This window comes from Klebsiella sp. K-3, assembly GCF_051207495.1.
Classification (GTDB): domain Bacteria; phylum Pseudomonadota; class Gammaproteobacteria; order Enterobacterales; family Enterobacteriaceae; genus Klebsiella; species Klebsiella aerogenes.
Genome location: NZ_JBPNXF010000003.1, coordinates 254,203 through 273,928 on the forward strand (window position 1 = coordinate 254,203; position 19,726 = coordinate 273,928).

At 56.8% G+C, this 19,726-nt stretch carries 13 protein-coding genes; 2 read left to right on the plus strand and 11 right to left on the minus strand.

The window, feature by feature from the left end:
* Positions 1-357: 357 nt before the first annotated feature.
* Together ACSEMK_RS06280 and ACSEMK_RS06285 are read left to right on the plus strand one after the other, a co-directional pair.
* Complete coding sequence (locus ACSEMK_RS06280) at positions 358-678, plus strand: hypothetical protein (RefSeq protein ID WP_308958584.1); 321 nt, start codon at positions 358-360, stop codon at positions 676-678.
* 477 nt (positions 679-1,155) lie between these two features.
* Entirely contained in the window at positions 1,156-1,410 is a 255-nt protein-coding gene (locus tag ACSEMK_RS06285; RefSeq protein WP_411325219.1) for a hypothetical protein, read from the plus strand.
* Between the two features lie 35 nt (positions 1,411-1,445).
* Here the strand turns inward: ACSEMK_RS06285 and recD are convergent, their stop codons facing one another.
* The 11 genes from recD to ptsP form a co-directional block, all read right to left on the minus strand.
* Positions 1,446-3,284 (minus strand): exodeoxyribonuclease V subunit alpha, encoded by a 1,839-nt coding sequence (gene recD / locus ACSEMK_RS06290; protein WP_308958585.1) that lies wholly within the window; start codon positions 3,282-3,284, stop codon positions 1,446-1,448.
* The gene (gene recB / locus ACSEMK_RS06295; RefSeq protein WP_430914649.1) at positions 3,281-6,826 is read right to left on the minus strand and encodes an exodeoxyribonuclease V subunit beta; all 3,546 of its coding nucleotides are present in this window, start codon (positions 6,824-6,826) and stop codon (positions 3,281-3,283) included. The genes recD and recB overlap by 4 nt, the downstream gene beginning before the upstream one ends.
* Positions 6,823-9,708: a pitrilysin gene (ptrA, locus tag ACSEMK_RS06300; protein ID WP_430914650.1), complete on the minus strand. Its 2,886-nt coding sequence runs from the start codon at positions 9,706-9,708 to the stop codon at positions 6,823-6,825. Before ptrA ends, recB begins: the two co-directional genes overlap by 4 nt.
* A gap of 164 nt (positions 9,709-9,872) precedes the next feature.
* Positions 9,873-13,244 (minus strand): exodeoxyribonuclease V subunit gamma, encoded by a 3,372-nt coding sequence (recC, locus tag ACSEMK_RS06305; protein WP_430914651.1) that lies wholly within the window; start codon positions 13,242-13,244, stop codon positions 9,873-9,875.
* A 12-nt stretch (positions 13,245-13,256) separates the two neighbouring features.
* The gene (locus tag ACSEMK_RS06310) at positions 13,257-13,580 is read right to left on the minus strand and encodes a prepilin-type N-terminal cleavage/methylation domain-containing protein (protein ID WP_087858615.1); all 324 of its coding nucleotides are present in this window, start codon (positions 13,578-13,580) and stop codon (positions 13,257-13,259) included.
* Positions 13,565-13,972 carry a DUF2509 family protein gene (locus ACSEMK_RS06315; RefSeq protein WP_430914652.1) on the minus strand — a complete coding sequence of 136 codons (408 nt, stop codon included), beginning with the start codon at positions 13,970-13,972 and terminating at the stop codon, positions 13,565-13,567. The genes ACSEMK_RS06310 and ACSEMK_RS06315 overlap by 16 nt, the downstream gene beginning before the upstream one ends.
* Positions 13,969-14,532: a prepilin peptidase-dependent protein gene (locus ACSEMK_RS06320; RefSeq protein WP_430914653.1), complete on the minus strand. Its 564-nt coding sequence runs from the start codon at positions 14,530-14,532 to the stop codon at positions 13,969-13,971. Before ACSEMK_RS06320 ends, ACSEMK_RS06315 begins: the two co-directional genes overlap by 4 nt.
* Complete coding sequence (locus tag ACSEMK_RS06325) at positions 14,523-14,987, minus strand: prepilin peptidase-dependent protein (protein ID WP_430914654.1); 465 nt, start codon at positions 14,985-14,987, stop codon at positions 14,523-14,525. The genes ACSEMK_RS06320 and ACSEMK_RS06325 overlap by 10 nt, the downstream gene beginning before the upstream one ends.
* Before the next feature lie 186 nt (positions 14,988-15,173).
* Positions 15,174-15,968: a thymidylate synthase gene (gene thyA, locus ACSEMK_RS06330; protein ID WP_045373795.1), complete on the minus strand. Its 795-nt coding sequence runs from the start codon at positions 15,966-15,968 to the stop codon at positions 15,174-15,176.
* A gap of 6 nt (positions 15,969-15,974) precedes the next feature.
* Positions 15,975-16,850 carry a prolipoprotein diacylglyceryl transferase gene (lgt, locus tag ACSEMK_RS06335; protein WP_087858619.1) on the minus strand — a complete coding sequence of 292 codons (876 nt, stop codon included), beginning with the start codon at positions 16,848-16,850 and terminating at the stop codon, positions 15,975-15,977.
* A gap of 620 nt (positions 16,851-17,470) precedes the next feature.
* Positions 17,471-19,717, minus strand: a complete 2,247-nt coding sequence (ptsP, locus tag ACSEMK_RS06340; RefSeq protein ID WP_047078964.1) for a phosphoenolpyruvate--protein phosphotransferase — start codon at positions 19,715-19,717, stop codon at positions 17,471-17,473.
* Positions 19,718-19,726: the final 9 nt, after the last annotated feature.

A 19,726-nucleotide genomic window follows, 5' to 3' on the forward strand; every position in this document is an offset into this window, starting at 1 on the left:
CTGATAATTGGATTACTAGTCGATCGCGGAAGGTTGTTTCCACCATTGCTATATATCCATGGTTAATAATATTGATAGTACATATTAATCAGAGTCTCACCCCCGACAATTTTACGGAAGATGGATTACATCTACTGGCTCTTATCACTTTATTATCGATTATTAACCTTACGCTTTCGCTTATCACTATCGGATGCATGAGTGTTTTTACATTGCTAAAACCGAGAAGGCTAAAAATCTATTTCTGCGCAATGAACACCATGTTACCGCTTTGGCTATATCTTTATACTTAACAGCAAATTACGATGTATTTCCGGTAAGAATAGTTAAAAAGCGCCATCAAGGACAGGTATAATTATGGAAAAGAAACCTAATTGGCTAGTCAGACATATAAAGAAAATAACTTTCACAGTATCAATTTACCCGTGGGTTATTATTATTGCATTAATTTTGGATTGCTATCAGCATCCCATAAGCGGTTATGCGGCGATAGGTGAAGTTGTGGCCATATTCTTTTTAAGCATAATTTTATCTGTTCTTAATTTAATTATATCATCAATCATTATCATCTCTGCCAAGAAATCAAAACCTCCGCTCACCAAAGGCTCGCCTACTTATTTTCTCGCCATGAATTCGATTTCAGCATCATGGATAATTCTTATGCTTTTATGGCAATAATAATCATAATGACTATAGCATTAACTCTTTAAAGTATAATAATACATAAGGATATATACTTATTATGGAAAAGAAAGGCAATTGGCTGGTCAGAAACATAGGATGCATTTCAACATTTATTGCATTGTATCCCTGGTTTTGCTTACTGCTGGTGCACTTAACGAATAATGGCGTTGCAGCATTTTTCGGCTATTTGAAGGTTAACTTTTTATCATCCATAGCCAACTTAATCATTTCAACAATCATCATTATTAATGCAAAACACTCAACACAACGGATAAGAAATAGTGCAATATCATATTTCTTTTACATGAATTCAATAGCGCCAGTCTGGATGATATTAATGTTTATAATATATTAAGCACATTCAAACAGAACAATATAGCTAATTATATTAGAGAACCACTCCAAAAGATAAAGGTTAACAATGAAAAAGAAAACCAACGTAATTACCAGAAACATAAAAAAATCACCACCGTGATTTCTATTTACCCTTGGATATTATTACTTTTAGCAATGATGAACAGTGGACCGGCCTATGCAGCCCTTGCCGCTGCCGCTATGGTTATTCTTTTATTTATCGTTTTATCCATCGTTAATCTTATTATTTCAGTGGTAATTATTGTTATTGCTGATATATCAACACCAAGTACTCCCAAAAGCTATGTAGCCTATTTCTTTGCCATGAACTCAGTCTCTTTACTCTGGCTATTACTTTTATTTGCTTACTAATCAGAGGTGAAGAGCGTATTCACGCCCTTCCCCCCCTACCCGTGTCCGGCGAAAATCTCCGCCAGGCCGCTGCGCCGTTCAGTCCGCGTCACGATGGCCTGCGCCAGTACCTGCTCGTCGGCGTAAAGCGACAGGCGCCGTTTGGCTCGGGTTATCGCGGTATAAACCAGCTCGCGGGTTACCAGCGGTACGCTACGAGAAGGTAAGATCAGCGCCGCATGATCGAACTCCGAGCCTTGCGACTTATGCACCGTCATTGCCCAGGCGGTATCATGTTCCGGCAAGCGGCTTGGCTGCACCGATTTAATACTGCCATCCGGCATCGGGAACCACACGCGAAGTTCGCCGTCCCGTTCCAGCGCAATACCGATATCGCCGTTAAACAGCCCCAGCGCGCTATCGTTGCGGGAAATCATCACCGGACGGCCATCGTACCAGCGTGAATGGCGCGGTAGCGTAATCGCCCGCTTACGGTGGAGCATCAGCTCCAGCTGTTCATTCACGCCGCTTACTCCATAAGGCCCTTCACGCAGCGCGCACAGCAGCTGAAACTCGCCAAAGGCGGCAATCATCTGTTCCGGCGCGGCCTGCTCGCGGCGAAGCTGCAGATAACGGCCGTAGCCCTCCTGCGCCGCCATCAGCATCGCTTCATACTCCTCGGTGGTACTGAGCGGCTGCAGAACGATATCCTCAAACGGCTGGCGTAACGTCGCTTTCACGTCCGCACGCGCACCGGCGTTGACCGCCCGCGCCAGGCTGCCGATACCGGAATGGCTGCCGAAGCGGTAGCTTTTTTGCAGCAGACACAGACTATCACGCAGCGCTCCGGCCATCTGCCCCTCGCCCGCCGGCACCGTTGCGCCAGTCAGCCGCGACAGCTCTTGCGCTCGCGCCGCGGTATAGCCGGACGTCGCCCAGGCACAGATATCGCCAAGCACCGCCCCGGCTTCCACGGAGGCAAGCTGATCGCGATCGCCGAGAAAGATCACCCGCCCGTGTTCCGGCAAAGCATCAATCAGGCGCGACATCATCGGTAAGTCGATCATAGACGCTTCATCGACCACCAGCACATCCAGATGCAGCGGATTACCGGCGTGGTAGCGCATGCGCTGGCTACCGGGCTGCGCGCCCAACAGGCGATGCAGCGTACTGGCATCGGCGGGAATCAGCGCTTTTTGCTCCTCGCTAAGCGGAAGTTTTCTTAACGCCGCCCCAAGGGATTCCGTCAGACGCGCTGCGGCTTTGCCGGTCGGCGCCGCCAGCCGAATTCGACAACGCGGCGTGTCGTTGATCTGAATCAGCGCCGCCAGCAGCTTCGCGACGGTAGTGGTTTTTCCCGTACCCGGGCCGCCGGAGATCACCGAAATGCGCCGGGTCAGCGCCACCGCCGCGGCGACTTTTTGCCAGTCGATATCGTCGGTTACCGGAAAGAGTTCATTCAGGGTTGCCGTTAGCCGCTCTTCATCGACCTCAAGCACCCGGTTCGTCTCATTAAAGAAGCGGGCGACGGTGAGTTCATTACGCCACATGCGGTTCAGGTACAGCCTGTCGCCGCATAAAATCATCGGCGTCGGTTCGTCGCCGCGGCTCACCGCTGACGAAGAAAGCAACAATTGAGGCCAGTCCTGCGGCTCTCCGGCCATCGCCAGCAACTGGTCACGGATCTCGCCGGCCTTGCCGCTTAGCGCTTCTTCAGCGTTGAGGCGCGACAGCGGCAGACAGACATGACCTTCTCCGGCATCCCGGCTCAGCAGCGCGGCGGCCAGCTTCACTGCCGGAGGGGCATCCTGCGCCACCATCAGCGCAAACTGAACGTCCAACGGCCGCAGCAGACGCTGCTCGGCGGCGGCCAGCAGCAGTTCATCCATAGTCATGAGTCCACCTCCAGGGTAACGCCGGCAAATAGCGCGTCGAGACCGTCAATCAGCGGCTGCGCCGGGCGGGTGGTGAAGATCCCCTGCCCGCCTTCCTGCCCATCCATGCCGCGTAAAAAAAGATAAATGACGCCGCCAAAGTGCCGCTCGTAGTGATAATCGGCAATACGGTGACGCAGATAACGGTGTAGCGCCAGGCTATACAGCTGGTACTGCAGATCATAGCGATGCAGGCGCATCGCCTGGATCATCGCCTGCTGGGTGTAGGCTTCGCGGTCTTCGCCCAGCCAGTTCGATTTGTAATCCAGCAGGTAATAGCGGCCATCGTGACGAAATACCAGATCGATAAACCCTTTCAGCATCCCGCGGACCTGGCGGAAATCGAGCGCCGGGGTATCAGCCGACAACGGATCATAGCGGCGGATCAGCGCATCCAACCGCAGCGGATCCAGCGGTTGTTCAATCGGTAGATAGAAGGCCATTTCCACCTGTTTATCCCGCGCGCCCAGCTGATTCAGAGCGATTTCCGCCCCCGGCAGGCGTGTTCTCAGCACGCCGTCCAGCCATTCGCTCAACACCGGCGCCCACTCTTCGCCAAAACCGTGCAACTGTAGTTTTTGCGCCATCCAGTCAACCGGTACCGGCTGGCTGAAATCGAGATCTTCAAACAGGCTATGCAGGAAAGTCCCCGGCGACGCGCCGCGCGGGAACTGATGAGGCGTGAGCTGCGGCTCTTCCGCCACCTCGCCAACACCCGCGGCGTCGATATCGAGCCGCGGCAGCAGGTCCTGACCGGCGCTGGAACCATGCTGCTGCAGGCCGGAATAACTGGTCACCCGCCAGTCGTCCATAACCTGACGTTCAAGCGTCCGCGCCGAAAGCGGCGGTAGCGCGTTTTCCGGCGCCTGCCACGGCGTCTGGTCCATGGTATCGGGAAGACATAGCGCAATATCATCGTTGCACAATGCCTGTAGCCGCGCGGTCAATCCCGCCGCGTCCATCGGCTCGCCGTCCTGCAGCAGGCGGCCGAGGGCGCTGTGATGAAAATCGCTGTTGCCAGGTTTGTCGCTACGACGGGTACTTAACGGCGCGATCCCGAGACTGCAGTGCCACACCGCGCGGGTCAGGGCGACGTACAACAGGCGTAAATCCTCCGCCAGGCGCTCAGCTTCCGCCAGCTCAAGGCTATTCTCCCCCTCTCCGAGGTCGAGTACCGCAGCAAAGGAATCGCGATCGTGGTAGAACGCCTGATCCTGTTTGCGAAAGCGCGCAATAAAGGGCAGCCAGACCAGCGAATATTCCAGTCCTTTTGATTTGTGGATGGTGACGATTTGCACCAGATGCTTATCGCTCTCCAGACGCATCTGCTGGCTGGAAGCATTGCTGTCCGGTTCGGCGATATGTTGCGTCAGCCAGCGCACCAGCGCATGCTCGCTCTCCAGCTGATTCGCTGCTTCTTGCAATAATTCGCTGATATGCAAAATATCGGTCAAACGGCGTTCGCCGCCGTGGGTCGCCAGCAGGTTTTCGGCAATATGACGCGCCCCCATCAGCGCGCGCAGCATCGGCATTACGCCGCGCTGGCGCCAGATCTGCCGGTATTCACTGAACTCCTCTACCAGCGCATCCCAGGCACGTTCATCCTGATTGAGGTTTTCGATATCCTGCGCGTTAAGGCCAAACATCGACGTTGCCAGCGCGCTGCGTAGCGTGTTTTCACGCTCTGGCGCCAGTACCGCCTGTAGAACCCACAGTAATTCCTGCGCTTCCGGGGTTTCAAAAACGCTGTCGCGGTTTGAGAGATAGACCGACGGGATCGACAAAAGCTGCAGCGCATCGCGAATGAGCGCCGCTTCGAGACGGTTACGCACCAGCACGGTGATATCGGAGGCGCGTACCGGCTCGGCTTTTTCGCCGCGCCACAGCAGCGCGCGTCCCTGCTGGCCGGCGCTGAGCCAGTCGCGGATCTGCGTCGCGCACAATTGCGCCATAAAAGACTGATAATCGCCAGAACCGACGGCTTCGCCAGGCATTAACCACATGTTCATCGCCGGGATCGGCTTCCCATCAATGGTAAAGCGCAACGTCTGATTTTTAGCGGCAGGCTTCACCGGCAAGAATGGGATCTCGCGGAACATGAATGGATTATCACTCAGGCCGAACAGGCGATTAACGCTCTGTACCATGCCCGGCGCCGAACGCCAGTTGGTATCCAGCGTATAGTGGGCAGCGACATCGCCGCGCGCTTTCATATAGGTAAAAATATCGGCGCCGCGGAAAGCGTAAATCGCCTGTTTCGGGTCGCCAATCAGCAGCAGGGCCGTATCCGGCTGACGGCGCCAGATGCGGCGGAAGATGCGATACTGCTGCGGGTCGGTATCCTGGAACTCATCGATCATCGCCACCGGGAAACGCTGACGAATAGCGCTGGCCAGCGCTTCGCCGCTGTCGCCGCGCAGCGCGTCGTCCAGGCGGCTGAGCATGTCGTCAAAGCCCAGTTCGCCTCGACGCCGTTTTTCGCGGGCGACCGCTTCGCGGATCTCCACCATCGCCCTGGCGATAACCAGATCGTTTAAGGTAAGCGGTGAGGCGAGCAGCGCTTCTACCGCGCTGAATAAGGGATGCAACGGTGGTTCGCCGCCGTCTTTGGTGCGCTCAATGAGGAACGGTTGCGAGAATTTTTCCAGCGCATCAGGCAACTGATAACTCAGCGTTTCTTCCTGCGCCCAGGCGCTTACCTTTTCGATCCACTTGCCCTGGTTGCCGCGGTTGAACTTGCGGCGATCGAGCCCTGAGCTTTCCAGCACGTTTTCAATTTCGCCCACCTGTTCTCGCCACTGCTGCTTCAGCGCATTGATACGTTCAAGGATTTGCTGATGGCGGCTTGCCAGCGTCTCTTCCGCGGGCGGCGGCGATTTTAGCTGCGGCGCTTCGCCCTGCAGCCAGCGGTCGATCGCCTTAAGCAGGTCACGCGGCCCTTTCCACTGTTCATGGATCACCGCGGCGATATCGCGCGGCAGCGGATAGCAGTGGCGACGCCAGAAGTCGGCGCAGGCCTGATAACGCAGGCGGGACTCGTCTTCGATCAGTTGCTGTTCAAACAACATGCCGGACTCGAAGGCGTTGAGGCTCAGCATTCGCTGACAGAAACCATGGATGGTAAAGACTGCCGCCTCGTCCATCTGGCGTTCCGCCAGCATCAGCGTTTGCGCCGCCTGGTTTTTATCGGCGATTTCCGCGAGCAAAGAGGCATAGAGCGGATCGCTGGCGCTTTCGCGCAGGCAGGCAATCCGTAGCTCGTGGATATTACTGCGAATACGCCCGCGCAGCTCTTCCGTCGCCGCTTCGGTAAAGGTAACTACCAGCAGCTCTTCCACGCTGACCGGCCGGGGGAAAGCGGATTCTCCCCCCAGCCCCAGCAGCAGCCGTAGATATAGCGCGGCGATGGTAAAGGTTTTTCCGGTGCCCGCGGAGGCTTCTATCAGCCGCTCGCCCGTCAGGGGCAAGCGGAGTGGGTCAAGAGACTCAGCGGTTTCGGTCATTCATTCTCTCGCATCAGGGGTAAGGATTTCTGCAATGCGCTGACGCTTTCCCATACTTTACCGCCTTCAGGGGCGGCGTATTCCGTCTTGCCGTTCTGGCTGCCGGAAACCTGGGATAACAGTGCCATGCCTTGCGGATCCACCACCGTCTGATGGAAGAAATCGGCAAGTTTTTGCGGCGTCAGCAGTTTAATCTGAGCCACTACTTTATCACGTGAATCGAAGCGCATATTACCGCGATCGAAATCTTTGCTCAGCTTTGATGCTTCTTCGCTCAACGTTTGCGGCGCCTGCAGCATCTGGCTAATCGCCGCCTGCTGGATCTGGGCAAACTCTTCCGGTTTCATCGCCCGCAGTTTGGTTTCCGCCGTCGGGAAGAAGGCCTGGAAGCGCTGCCAGAGGAAAGCCGGCTGTTTATCGCTGCTCTGTAGCAGGAAGCCCATCCCCCACTGGCGGCCAACATTCATTGAGAAGGCGAAGACCGCATAGCCGAGTTGTTCTTCAGTACGTAACTGGTTATAGAACCAGGGCTGAATAATCTGTCCTAACAACGAACTAGCGGCCATGCTGCTGTATTCATCGACGTTTGGCGGCGCGAAAACCGCCGCCAGCGCGGAGTCGGTGCTGCTGCCTGCTTTCTCAAACATCGCCAGCTGTTTGCTGTCGATCAGCACGTCTTTGTTGCGACACCACTCGTTGCCATCGGCGCCAAGCTGTTTTTGGATCTGGCGGGCCAGATCGGTGGACTGTCGGGCGCTCATGTTACCGACGACCAGCAGCTCCGGCCGCCCTCTTGCTTTCAGGTTATCGCGGTAGTTGATCACCTCTTTCAAGGTGATTGACGGCAGTAAATCGCGACGTGTTTTACGCTCGAAATAGGGTACCTGCGACAGCATCTGAATCGGCATAATCGCCTGGTCATAGGCTTTACCTTTGTCCGCCGAATCCATCATCTGGGCATACCAGGACTTCGCCTGCTCAAGCTGCTCTTCGGTCGGCGTATAGCTAAAGTAGCCGTCCAGCAGCGCGGTAAAGAGCTGCGGCAGGCGCTGGGTATAGCCATTGGCATTAACCATCAGACCGTTGTTGGCGCCGGTCGAGAAGCTTATCCCGCCTACCGCGGCCTGGTTGCTAAGCTGGTCGAGAGCAATTCCGGCCAGGTAATCATTCAACGCGAACATCACCTGTCGGCGCGCGCTGTCCATCGCCTGCGGGTTACGTAGCACCAGCGAGACATCGGCCTTCGGTTCACTGGCAAAGTACTGGCTTGGCGCGTACACCACGCGCAGCGTCGGCTCATCGACGATAAGCTCCGGATGCGGGTACGCCTTATCGCTCTTAATCAGCGTGAAATCATCCGGAATATACGGGTTCAGCGTCGGCAGCTGCAGCTTGATGGCCGCAGATTTTTGCTGCCAGTCGGTGAAGGTCTGGGGGCTAATTTTATCAACCTGGTAAGGCGCGTTGACGAAATAAGCGGTTTTGTTGTGCGGCTCATTCGGGCTGATGTACCAGATACGCGCATTTTGCGGCGTCATCATCGCCAGACGGTCTTTAATCGCCTGGGCATCATAGCGGTCGGCGATATTAACCACGTCCAGTACGTGCTCTACCGGCACGCGAATCATGGTATCGGCCAGCCACTCCACATAATCCATATCGCGGCTAATCGACGGATAGCGGAAATCGAGCTCCAGCACGTGGGCTAATTCATCAAAGTAGCGCTTATCAATACCCTGTGTACGCAGCAAATTCAGGTAGCTGAAGATAGCGGCGGTAACTTCATCGCGGTGCGCCAGGCCTTTATCGGTGAGGGTAGCGGAGATCGCCAGCACGCCGCTATTGCCGTTGACGGCCGGATCGGAATCCGCGCGAATCCCTTCCGCCAGCCCCTGCTTCTGCAGCCAGTCGGATAAGGTGCCAGGGCTGCGGTTGCCGATCATATAGGTCACCAGCTCATCGGTCTTGCTGCGAAACTGAGCGCTGTTGTTATCGATGCGGAATTCAACGCGCAGCACCTTACGCGGCATCGCCGGCACGTAGTGAATCACAATACCCTTCTGCGCATCGGTCACGACCGGTACGGTAATTTCCGGCTTACTGATGTCGTGATTTGGCACCCGTCCGTAGGTCGCGGCGGCAATGCTTGCCAACTCAGGCAGTGGCTTATTACTGTAGATGACCGCCTTCATCAGGTTTGCCGAGTACCAGCGGTCGCGGAAAGCGTGCAGCGCATCAAGCACCGGGCTACCAGGCTTGTCGCTCAGCGTATCGAGGTTACCGCCGGAGAATTGTGAAGCCGGGTGCGCAGGGTTGATGGTTTCGGCGCTCACCTGCGCCATGCGCATCCCGTCCCGGGTGCGCGCCATGGTCAATTCGGCGTTGACCGCGTTACGTTCGCGTTCGGCATATTTTTTATCCAGCAGCGGCGCAGCAATGGCATCGGCCAGCCGATCGACGGCGCCGTTGAGAGCATCGTTTTCCACTTCAAGGTAGAACGCGGTGCGATACGGCGCGGTGCTGGCATTATGGCTGCCGCCGTGCATTTTGAGGAATTCAGCAAGGCTGTCAGGCTGCGGATACTTCTGCGAGCCCATTAAGGTCATATGCTCGAGATAGTGCGCCAGCCCTTGATGATCGGCCGGATCCTGTAATGAGCCTACCGGCACCACCAGCGCCGACAGCGATTTTACCGCCTGCGGATCGGATACCAGCAGCACGACCATGCCGTTTTGCAGGCGAATGGCCTGATATTGACGGGGATCTTTTTCGCTTTTGCGGATGGTTTCCTGAATCGGTTGCCATCCGGTGTCTGCCTGACTTAACGGCGCCCAGAGGGCGACCACTACAACAAGAACTTTGAACCATAAACTGCGGGGCATTCACGGACCTCATCATTAACAAACTTCGCGCTGCATAGCGTCAGCGTGGATACCCATCATCAGGCAAAACGCCATCTTCAAGGTATTTACAACATCAGTCCGTGATTCGTTGCGCATAATAAATGAACAACCTTCTTTTGCGCAATTTTTATACTATTACAATTTTATTCGGACTGATGGAAACGAAATATCGGCAACAGATAACGCTGAGCCTGCGCGATAATCTCTTCATAGTACGCAGGCTCAAGAGTGCGCCACAGGCGCTGGTACCAGATATCGGCACCTTCGCCGCTCACCACCATATTACCTTCGTAGGCCTGAAGGAACTTACTGCGCGCTTTTTGTTGCGTTTCGTCATCCATTAACATGACATCCTTTTCCGCGTCATAACAGGCTTTTAGCCACGCGCCGCCGCTTTCCGGCAACAGCAGTAGCGGTTTTGACATCCCCTGCAGGTAGCCTTCTACCAGCTCATTCAGATACGCCTGCGCCTGCTCCGCCGCCAGCGGCGGGAAACGCCACTCGCCTTCCTTGCGCACGAACAAGCGGCTTTCGCCGAGACCGCCGCTAGCACAATAGACAAGATGTTCCAGCCAAAGTTGCACGCCCTGAGAGACGCTCAGCAGCGACGGCCGCCAGCGTAATAGCCCATCCGGCTGTACCTGCTGTAGCCAGCCGGTGAGATTGATACCGTTGCACTGTAGGTCAATCTCCATACTTTGCGCGGGCTGACGACTGGCGATAACCCGCTCAGCCAGGTTCTGCATTTCCTGACGCTGCGCCTCCCATGCCAGCTCGCCAAAGGCGCCAAAAGGAAGCTCACCCGCCGCACGAAAACGACAATACATCGCTGACGCATCCTGTTGTTCAATCAGCGTATTCAGCAACTGTTGGTTCAACTGGTAACGGCTTAGCCCTTCAAGCACGAAAGGCTCATCTTCGGGGATCTCGCTCTCTTCAGAGCGGAAATTCACCCGCAGACGCTGCTGGAAAAAAGCCCGCACCGGATGCTGCCAAAAGCGTAATAGTTGTTCAAACGGCAACGTGTCGATAGCAAGCGGCGCAAGCGGCTGGATAAATTCACTATGCGCCTCTCCCTGCTGGCTGGCGGCGGCCAGCCACTCTTTCGCATAGCTCTGTTCTTCATCCGGCAGATAATTGGCGGCATCGAAAGGCATACGCGTATGCAGATGGATAATGTGCTCTTTAACGCGCCGTTCGCTGGCATCGCAGTCCAGCGCTTCATCGCCTTCAAGGCAGTGGCTCTGACCGATATAGTCCGCCAGTTCCTGTACCAGCACCGAAGGATAGCGCTCGCTATTATCCTGAATTGAGCGGCCGATATAGCTGATGTATAGCTTCTGTTCGGCCGACATCAGCGCTTCCAGGAACAGGTAGCGGTCGTCGTCGCGACGGCTACGGTCGCCGCGCTGCGGTTTTTGGCTCATTAAATCGAAACCCAGCGGCGCGAGAGTACGCGGGTAGACGCCGTCGTTCATCCCCAGCAGGCAGACAACTTTGAAGGGAATAGAACGCATCGGCATCAGGGTGCAAATATTCACCGGACCGGCCAGGAAACGCTGGCTGATCCGCTGCTGATCGAGGCGCTGCGCCAGCTCATCACGCAGCAGCGCTAGCGGCACGGCAGCCCCGTACTGCGCATCCAGCCCCCCATCGATGATGGCTTGCCATTGCTGTTCAATCAGCGCCAGCGCCGCTTCGGTGTCGCTATCCGGCAGGAAGAAATCTGTGAGCAGATCGCGGCACACCGGCAGCCACTCTGTCAGTGGGCGATCCTGCGCCAGACCGCGGCGCCATAAATTGAGCTGCATCAGTAACGACGCGAGATTCCCCACCAGCTCGGCAATCAGTCCGCTGGATTCATCATAGGGCAGCACCGACTGCCACTCGCCCTGGCTGCTGTCCATCGCATACCCCAGCAGCATACGCGTTAACCCAAAACGCCAGGTATGCTGGCCGGTCGCCGGAAGATCCATTTCGCGCACGTTATCGTCATCCATGCCCCAACGTACACCGGATTCATTGACCCACTGGCGCAGGTAGCGCAACCCCTCTTCATTGATATTGAAGCGCGCCGCCAGCACCGGCACATCCAGCAGCGCCAGCACGTCTTCACTGGCGAAGCGGCTGTCAGGCAGAGAAAGCAACGTGATAAACGCCTGTAACGCCGGGTGCGATTCCCGCGCCCGTCGGTCGGAAATCGCCCACGGCAGCCAGCGTTCGCCGCGCGCTGCGCCGAATACCGCCTGAATATAGGGACTGTAGCTGTCGATATCGGCGACCATGACGATAATATCGCGCGGCGTCAGCGCCGGGTCTTCTTCCAGCATCGCCAGCAGGCGGTCATGCAGCACTTCCACTTCTCGTTGCGGACTATGGCAGACGTGGATAGCCAGGCTGCGGTCGTCAGTCGCCAGCGGACGCTTGCTCTTACTGCTGGCGAACTCTTGCGCGGTGCGCCCTGCCACCGCGGCGTTGCGCAGCTCCAGAATATCGGCCTGAAGGTTATGCAGCAGGTTATCGGGGGCGATATCGACAAAGGCGTCCAGCTCTTCATAGCGCTCCAGCCCGGCCAGCAGATAGATATAATCGCGCCCGAGCTTGCCCCACGAGGCCAGCAGCGGGTTGCCAACATCCTGCTCGCCATCATCATTAAACAACCCCGGCGCCTGTTCAGTGTCGCGGAACAGCGGCAGCTCGCGCGCCTCGCGGTGATGGCGGCGCTGGCGCGACATCAGTTTGGCAAGAAACGCCGGATCTTTAATATCGCCCCAGTAGTAGCGACAGGGGTTGGTGAAGAGTACATAGACATCGACATGCTTACCCAGCGCCTGCAGGGCCTGCAAATACACCGGCGGCAGCGCCGAGATGCCGCAGATAAAGACCCGCGACGGCAGCCCGGCTGGCGGCTGGTCAGCATTTTCCAACGCGCTGATAAAGCGCTGGTACAGATTGGCGCGGTGCCACAGCGGTTGCCCAAGCTCTGCGGTGTATTCGACTAACGCTTTCCACAGCGGCGCCTGCCACTGCTGAGCGTCGCCTAGCCCGTCCACCCGTTCATCGGCCTCCCAGCGCATCAGCCACTCCGGGCGATAGACCAGATACTGGTCATACAGGTCGGCCACCCGCGCGGCAAGCTGGAACAGCTTACGTTTGTCGCTATCATCGCTCAGATAGTGGCGCAGTAATGTGAAGGCTTCATCGTCGAGATACTGCGGTAGCAGGGTCATCAGCTTCCAGCTCATGCTCTGTTTACTGAAGGCGCTTTCGCCGGGAATATCGTCTAGCACGCGAACGAACATATCCCAGATAAAGCTGGCCGGCAGCGGAAACTCGATATTCGCCGCAATGCCGAAGCGCTTTGCCAGCGTCATCTGCAACCATTGCGCCATACCGGTACTTTGCACCAGCACCATTTCCGGCATGAAAGGGTCATCCAGCCGCTGGCGCTCGACGATAAACTCCATCAACGCTTCAAGCACATCCAGACGGTTTGAGTGGTACACCCTTAACATATTCGCTCCTGACTACTGATTTACCGGACAATGTAGCCGGTTCATCTGCACCCGCTTAGCGGCGGGCATGGTGATCGTTACCGTGATGCTGACACAACTTTGCCTGGATGTCTGCAAGCGGCTTATTTGCCCTTTCGCGGGCTGTGCCGGGGGAATGAGCTGGCTAAAGCGCCACGCTTCCCGCCACTGCTGGCGATAGGCGTTCAATTGAGCGGCGCCGCCGGCTAGCCCCCGATGATAACCGCCAAGCGCCGCGATGGTCATGATTAACAGCGCCATCGCTAATAATGTCTCCGCCAGGCTAAAACCGCGCTGGCGCGCTACGGCATCAGGCATAACGCACTCTCCTTTAACTGGCAAAAATCGCTCCAGCCATGCGCTAAATAGCGCAGCTCGCCCTGTTCAACCCACGCTGACTGCCACAGCTGTACTGTACCGCTGCCGGCGATAAGCAGCGCGCGGCCATCATTAAAAAGCCGCAGGCACGCTCGCAAGCGTTGGCTGTTCTCCTGTTGACACACCACAGCGCTTTGCAGCGGCCAGTTCACTCCTTTGCCCCACTGCAGCGCCGACTGCGCGGCGGCCGTATCGCGAATCGCCTGGGTTTCGGCGCTCACCTGCGCCAGCAGCGATCGCTGCTGCTGGTTCATTCCCTGCAGCAGCAGGCTGCCCAGCGCCAGTAATAGCAGCACCATCAGTAGCGATGAAACTCCGCGCTGGCGTTTCACAGGTTGAACCCCGTTACCCGATATTGCGCCTCGGTGGAAATACGCGAGTCCGATTGCGCCTGCCCCCCCAGGGTAACGATAAGTTCAGGAGAGAACCCGCTTATCGCCTGCCGCTCAACGTGAAAACTCGTTACCGTTATGGCTGCGGGATTGGTCATTTTCTCCCAATTTTTACCGCCGCAGTCAGTGACGCCGCGCCGCGTTTCCAGCGCCCCATCGCGCAGGCGAAAACCGGTAGAATCGGCATCGGCCTCCGGCGCCAGCTCCCAAATGCCGTTGCTGTTGCCATCCCAGCGAACAATAACGCACTGCCCGCCGTCGGCAATCACCAGCGCCTGACCATTACAGTGACCCGCGCAATATCCGGCGCGCTGCAAATGTTTGGCTAACGCATAGACCCGCTGCCATAGCTCATTTTCCAGCGCCTGCTGCTGCGTTTGGCGAAGAATCTGGCGCTGTAGCGCCGGAAGGAAACGAGCGGCTCCGAGCAGTAATACCGAGCCAATCGCCATAGCAATCAGCGTTTCAATGAGCGAAAAACCGCGCGCCGCTACTGGCATAATTCCTCCCCTTCCCGACACAGGCGTATGCGTCCCCAGTTAGAGACAACAATCCGCCACGCTTCGCCATCGCCTTGCAACAGGATATGTCCGGCCCAGGCGCTGTTGCGCAGGCCGTAAAAACCGATGCCTGCCGTCAAATGTTGCAGCGTAATTCCCGGCCATAGCGGCTGTAGGGTAAAAGGCGTTTTCGCGTGACAGTCAGCCTCCATCCCGCTTGCGCTCAGACACCAGCCGGCGGGCGATTGTCCGATGCTAATGACGCGGTCGCGGTTGTGCCAGTTGGCGTCATCGCGCAGCAGCACGAGATAATCGCGCACCTGGCAGGCGACCTGCCACAAGCGCTGTTGCTGTTGCCAGCGCTGCAAGCCGTACATACCGCTAGCGCTGAGGATGACCACCAGCATCATGGTGACCAGCATTTCAATTAGGGTGTAGCCATGCTGTCTGTTCATGGCGTCGAGTATGCGTTGCTCCGATCATCCATTCGAATAGTAAATCTACGGTTCGCGTCGCGGCTCGGGAAAAAATTCGCCAGTTGCAGGATATTGAGCGGCGTCAGGAATCAGGCTCGCAAAATTCTGCAAAGGGCATAAAAAAACCGGCGCTGCTGGCGCCGGTTTGTCATCACTACAGAGACGTTAAATCGCCACAGGCGCTTTAATTCCCGGATGCGGGTCATAACCTTCAATTTCGAAGTCTTCAAAACGGTAGTCGAAAATCGACGCCGGTTTGCGCTTAATGACCAGCTTCGGCAGCGGACGCGGTTCGCGGCTCAGCTGCAGGTTAGTCTGCTCCAGGTGATTGCTGTAGAGATGAGTGTCACCACCGGTCCAGACAAAATCGCCCACTTCCAGATCGCACTGCTGCGCCACCATATGCACCAGCAGCGCATAGCTGGCGATGTTGAACGGCAGGCCGAGGAACACGTCGCAGGAGCGCTGATACAGCTGGCAGGAGAGTTTGCCGTCGGCGACGTAGAACTGGAAGAACGCGTGGCACGGCGCCAGCGCCATTTTATCCAGCTCACCGACGTTCCATGCCGACACGATGATACGGCGGGAGTCCGGGTCATTTTTCAACTGTTCCATGACCGTACCGATCTGGTCGATATGGCGGCCGTCCGGCGCGGGCCAGGAACGCCACTGTTTGCCGTAAACCGGCCCCAGATCGCCATTCTCATCCGCCCACTCGTCCCAGATGGTGACGTTATTTTCGTGCAGATAGGCAATGTTGGTGTCGCCCTGCAGGAACCACAGCAGTTCATGGATGATGGAGCGTAAATGACAGCGCTTGGTAGTCACCAGCGGGAAGCCTTCCTGCAGGTTAAAACGCATCTGATGGCCGAAGATAGAGATGGTGCCAGTGCCGGTGCGGTCATTTTTTGGCGTGCCCTCAGCGAGCACTTTCTGCATCAAATCAAGATACTGTTTCATGGTTCCTCAAGAGTTTTGTTGCTGCGGACGGTGACGATAAGCCCAAACCATCATAATGATACCCGCAAGCACCATCGGGATCGAAAGAATCTGACCCATACTGATGTACTGCACCCAGCCGCCGGTAAACTGTGCGTCCGGCTGACGGAAGAATTCCACGATAATGCGGAACAGGCCGTAGCCAATCAGGAACAGACCGGAAACGGAACCGGTCGGGCGCGGTTTACGGATAAACAGGTTCAGGATCAGGAACAGCACCACGCCTTCCAGCGCCAGCTCATAAAGCTGCGAGGCGTGACGCGGCAGCGCGCCGTAGGTATCGAATAATGATTGCCATTCCGGGTGCGACGGCAGCAGCGCCAGGTCCTCAGCGCGCGAGCCCGGGAAAATCATCGCATAATGGAAGCTCGGGTCAACGCGGCCCCACAGTTCACCGTTGATAAAGTTGCCCAGACGCCCGGCGCCAAGGCCAAACGGGATCAGCGGCGCGATAAAATCGGAGACCTGGAAGAAGGTACGCTTGGTGCGTTTGGCGAAGATAATCATCACCAGAATCACGCCGATCAGGCCGCCGTGGAACGACATGCCGCCATCCCAGACGCGGAACAGATATAGCGGGTCGCTAAGGAAGACCGGCAGGTTGTAGAACATCACATAGCCGATACGGCCGCCGAGGAATACGCCGAGGAAGCCCGCGTAGAGCAGGTTTTCCACTTCATTTTTCGTCCAGCCGCTGCCCGGACGATTGGCCCGACGGGTGGCCAGCCACATCGCAAAGACGAAACCAACCAGGTACATTAAGCCGTACCAGTGGAGAGAGACCGGTCCAATGGAAAATATAACCGGATCGAACTCCGGAAAATGCAGGTAGCCACTATTCATCTGTCACCATAAAGACTTGTTATTCCGCCGAAAGTGGACAGCGGTGATGATCCGTGCCCGCTTAAAACGGGCACTCCGAAGGAGGCGAATGATAGCATAAGCGTGTAGTGCGATCCGCGCTGAACGTGTAAAAGATATGTATACGGATGCTAACAGCGTGCGGTTTTTCCCCGGGCTTGCTACGCGGTGCCGTTTTTTTGTCGGGTGGCAGCTAACGCCTTACCCGACCTACGGCCCGTGCCATTGCGAGCTTAAGATCTCTACCTTGTCCCCATGGCTACTGAAACTGCCGGTGTTGGTGGCCTCAAAATCGCTGAGACGTTCCCGGCAGGCCGGGGCAGCCCGCATGGATGCGGGCTGAGGGCCGTGACTTGCAGGGACGCTGCCTCGGCCCGACCCGAAGCCTGCCGGGATAAGTCGAAGGTACCACGAAGTGGCGATTTTGGCGGCCAGAGCCCGGGAGTACAGAGGGCGGCGGCGACTGGCCGCCCTTTGTGCGCTCCCTGCGCCATGATAGACATAACGCAGAAGAAATATCGGGAGCGCAATCTGCTCTGAAATAATAAAAACAACTGTTTTTCCCGGACCAAAAAAGTTGCAAACCGATAACAGCATCTACGTTACCGTCCGCCGCGGATCAGGCCGCCGAGACCGCGGCGCTCCATAAACGCCGCCACCTGGTGGCGCACTTCCGTGGTCATCTGCGCTTCCAGACTGCGCCGTGACAGCTCCTGCGCTTCTTCGATATCGATACGGCGCAGCAGATATTTCACGCGCGCGACCGAACGGCCGTTCATCGACAAATGGCGATAGCCGAGGCCCACCAGGATGGTGACGCACATCGGGTCGCCGGCCATTTCGCCGCACAAGCGCAGATCGATACCAAAACGCTCGGCGTCATGGGCAATCATCGCCAGCGCCCGCAATACCGCAGGGTGCAGGCAGTCGTACATATTGGCGACGCGGGTATTATTGCGGTCGACCGCGAGGATGTATTGCGTCAGGTCATTGGTGCCGACGGAGATAAAGTCGATGCGGTTTGCCAACTGCGGCAGCATAAAGACCATTGACGGCACTTCCAGCATCACCCCAAGGCGCGGGCGCGGAATCGCGTAACCAATCATCTCTTCGACTTCGCGACTGGCGCGCTCGATCAGGCGGCGGGCTTCGTCAACCTCTTCGAGGCTGGTGACCATCGGCAGCAGAATGCTGAGATTGCCGGTGGCGGCATTGGCGCGCAGCATGGCGCGCACCTGGATCAAGAAGATCTCCGGCTGATCGAGCGTAATACGGATCCCGCGCCAGCCAAGGCACGGGTTCTCTTCGCTAATCGGCATATACGGCAGTTGTTTATCGGCGCCGATATCCAGCGTTCGCAGGGTCACGGGCTTGCTGTTAAACATCTGCAGCATGCCCTGATACTGGGCGACCTGCTCCTCTTCGGAGGGGAAGCCGCTCTGTAACATAAACGGAATTTCGGTGCGGTAAAGCCCGATACCATCGATAAAGCTGCCGAGTTTCTCTTCATGCTCCGGGCTCAGGCCGGCGTTGAGCATCACTTTTACCCGTTCGCCGCTTTTCAGCTCGGAAGCGCGTTCAAGATCGTCTTCCGCCAGCCGGCTCAGCTCGTTCTCTTCGCTGATTAACCGCTGATACTCTTGTAGCAGCACCGGTTCGGGATCGACCAACAGATCGCCGCGATAGCCATCAACGATCAACGTATGGCCATGCAGCAGTGACGGCTGAATGTCGGCGCCCATTACCGTCGGGATGCCCAACGCACGCACCATGATAGCCGCGTGGGAGTTGGCCGCGCCGTCGCGCACCACCACCCCGACTAAGCGGTCCTGCGGCACTTCCGCAAGCGTGGTTGCCGACAGTTCATCGGCCACCAGAATAATGCGCTCAGGCCAGGTATTCGGCCCCTGGGTGGTGTCGTCGAGATGAAACAACAGCCGCTGCCCGAGAGTACGCAAATCCCCCGCCCGCTCTTTAAGGTAGCCATCACTGAGCGCGGCAAACTGCTCGGCAAATTTCTCAATGACTTTTTTCACTGCCCATTCAGCGACGGAGCCTTTGTCGACTTCATCGAATAGCTCACGGCGCAGGCGCGCATCGGATAACAGGTGCGAATAGAGGTCAAAAATAGCCGCCGTCTCTTTTTGCGCTCCGGCGGCGTAGCGCTTGCTGTAGCGACGAAACTCATTCGCCGCCTCTTCCAGCGCGCCGGTGAGACGTTCGCGCTCGGAAGCGGTATCCAGCGTCGAGGCCTCGTAGACCTGCTCCATCAACGGCAGGCTGGCATCCATCCAGCCTTCGGCAATCGCCACCCCGGATGATGCCGGCAGCGCGCGGATGCGGGTCTGGCGATACTGCCCAAACAGCGCATTTAACTGCGATTGGGAGAGAATAGCGGCCATCTGGGTGGCGAGGGTGACAAGGAAGGACTCTTCGCTTTCATCGAACTGGCGCAGCTCACGCTGCTGAACCACCAGCACGCCCAGCAGCTGACGCCGCTGGATAATCGGCACGCCAAGGAAGGCGCGGAAGCGTTCCTCCTTAACGGCTGGAATATACTTAAAGCTGGGATGTTTTTGCGCATCGGCCAGGTTGATAGGCTCGGCCAGACGCCCCACCAGCCCCACGAGACCTTCATCAAATGCGAGTGCGACTGTGCGCCCGCGAGGTTTTTTCAGCCCGCGCGTGGCCATCAGGTAATAGCAGCGTCGATCGTTGTCAGCCAGGTAAACCGAACAAACTTCCGTTTCCATCGCTTTACAGACATCCGTAACCAGGATATCCAGCGCCTCGTTTAAACGCGGCGCGCTGGCGACCTTCTCGACTATTTCTCGCAACCGAGTGAGCATAATGTGCGT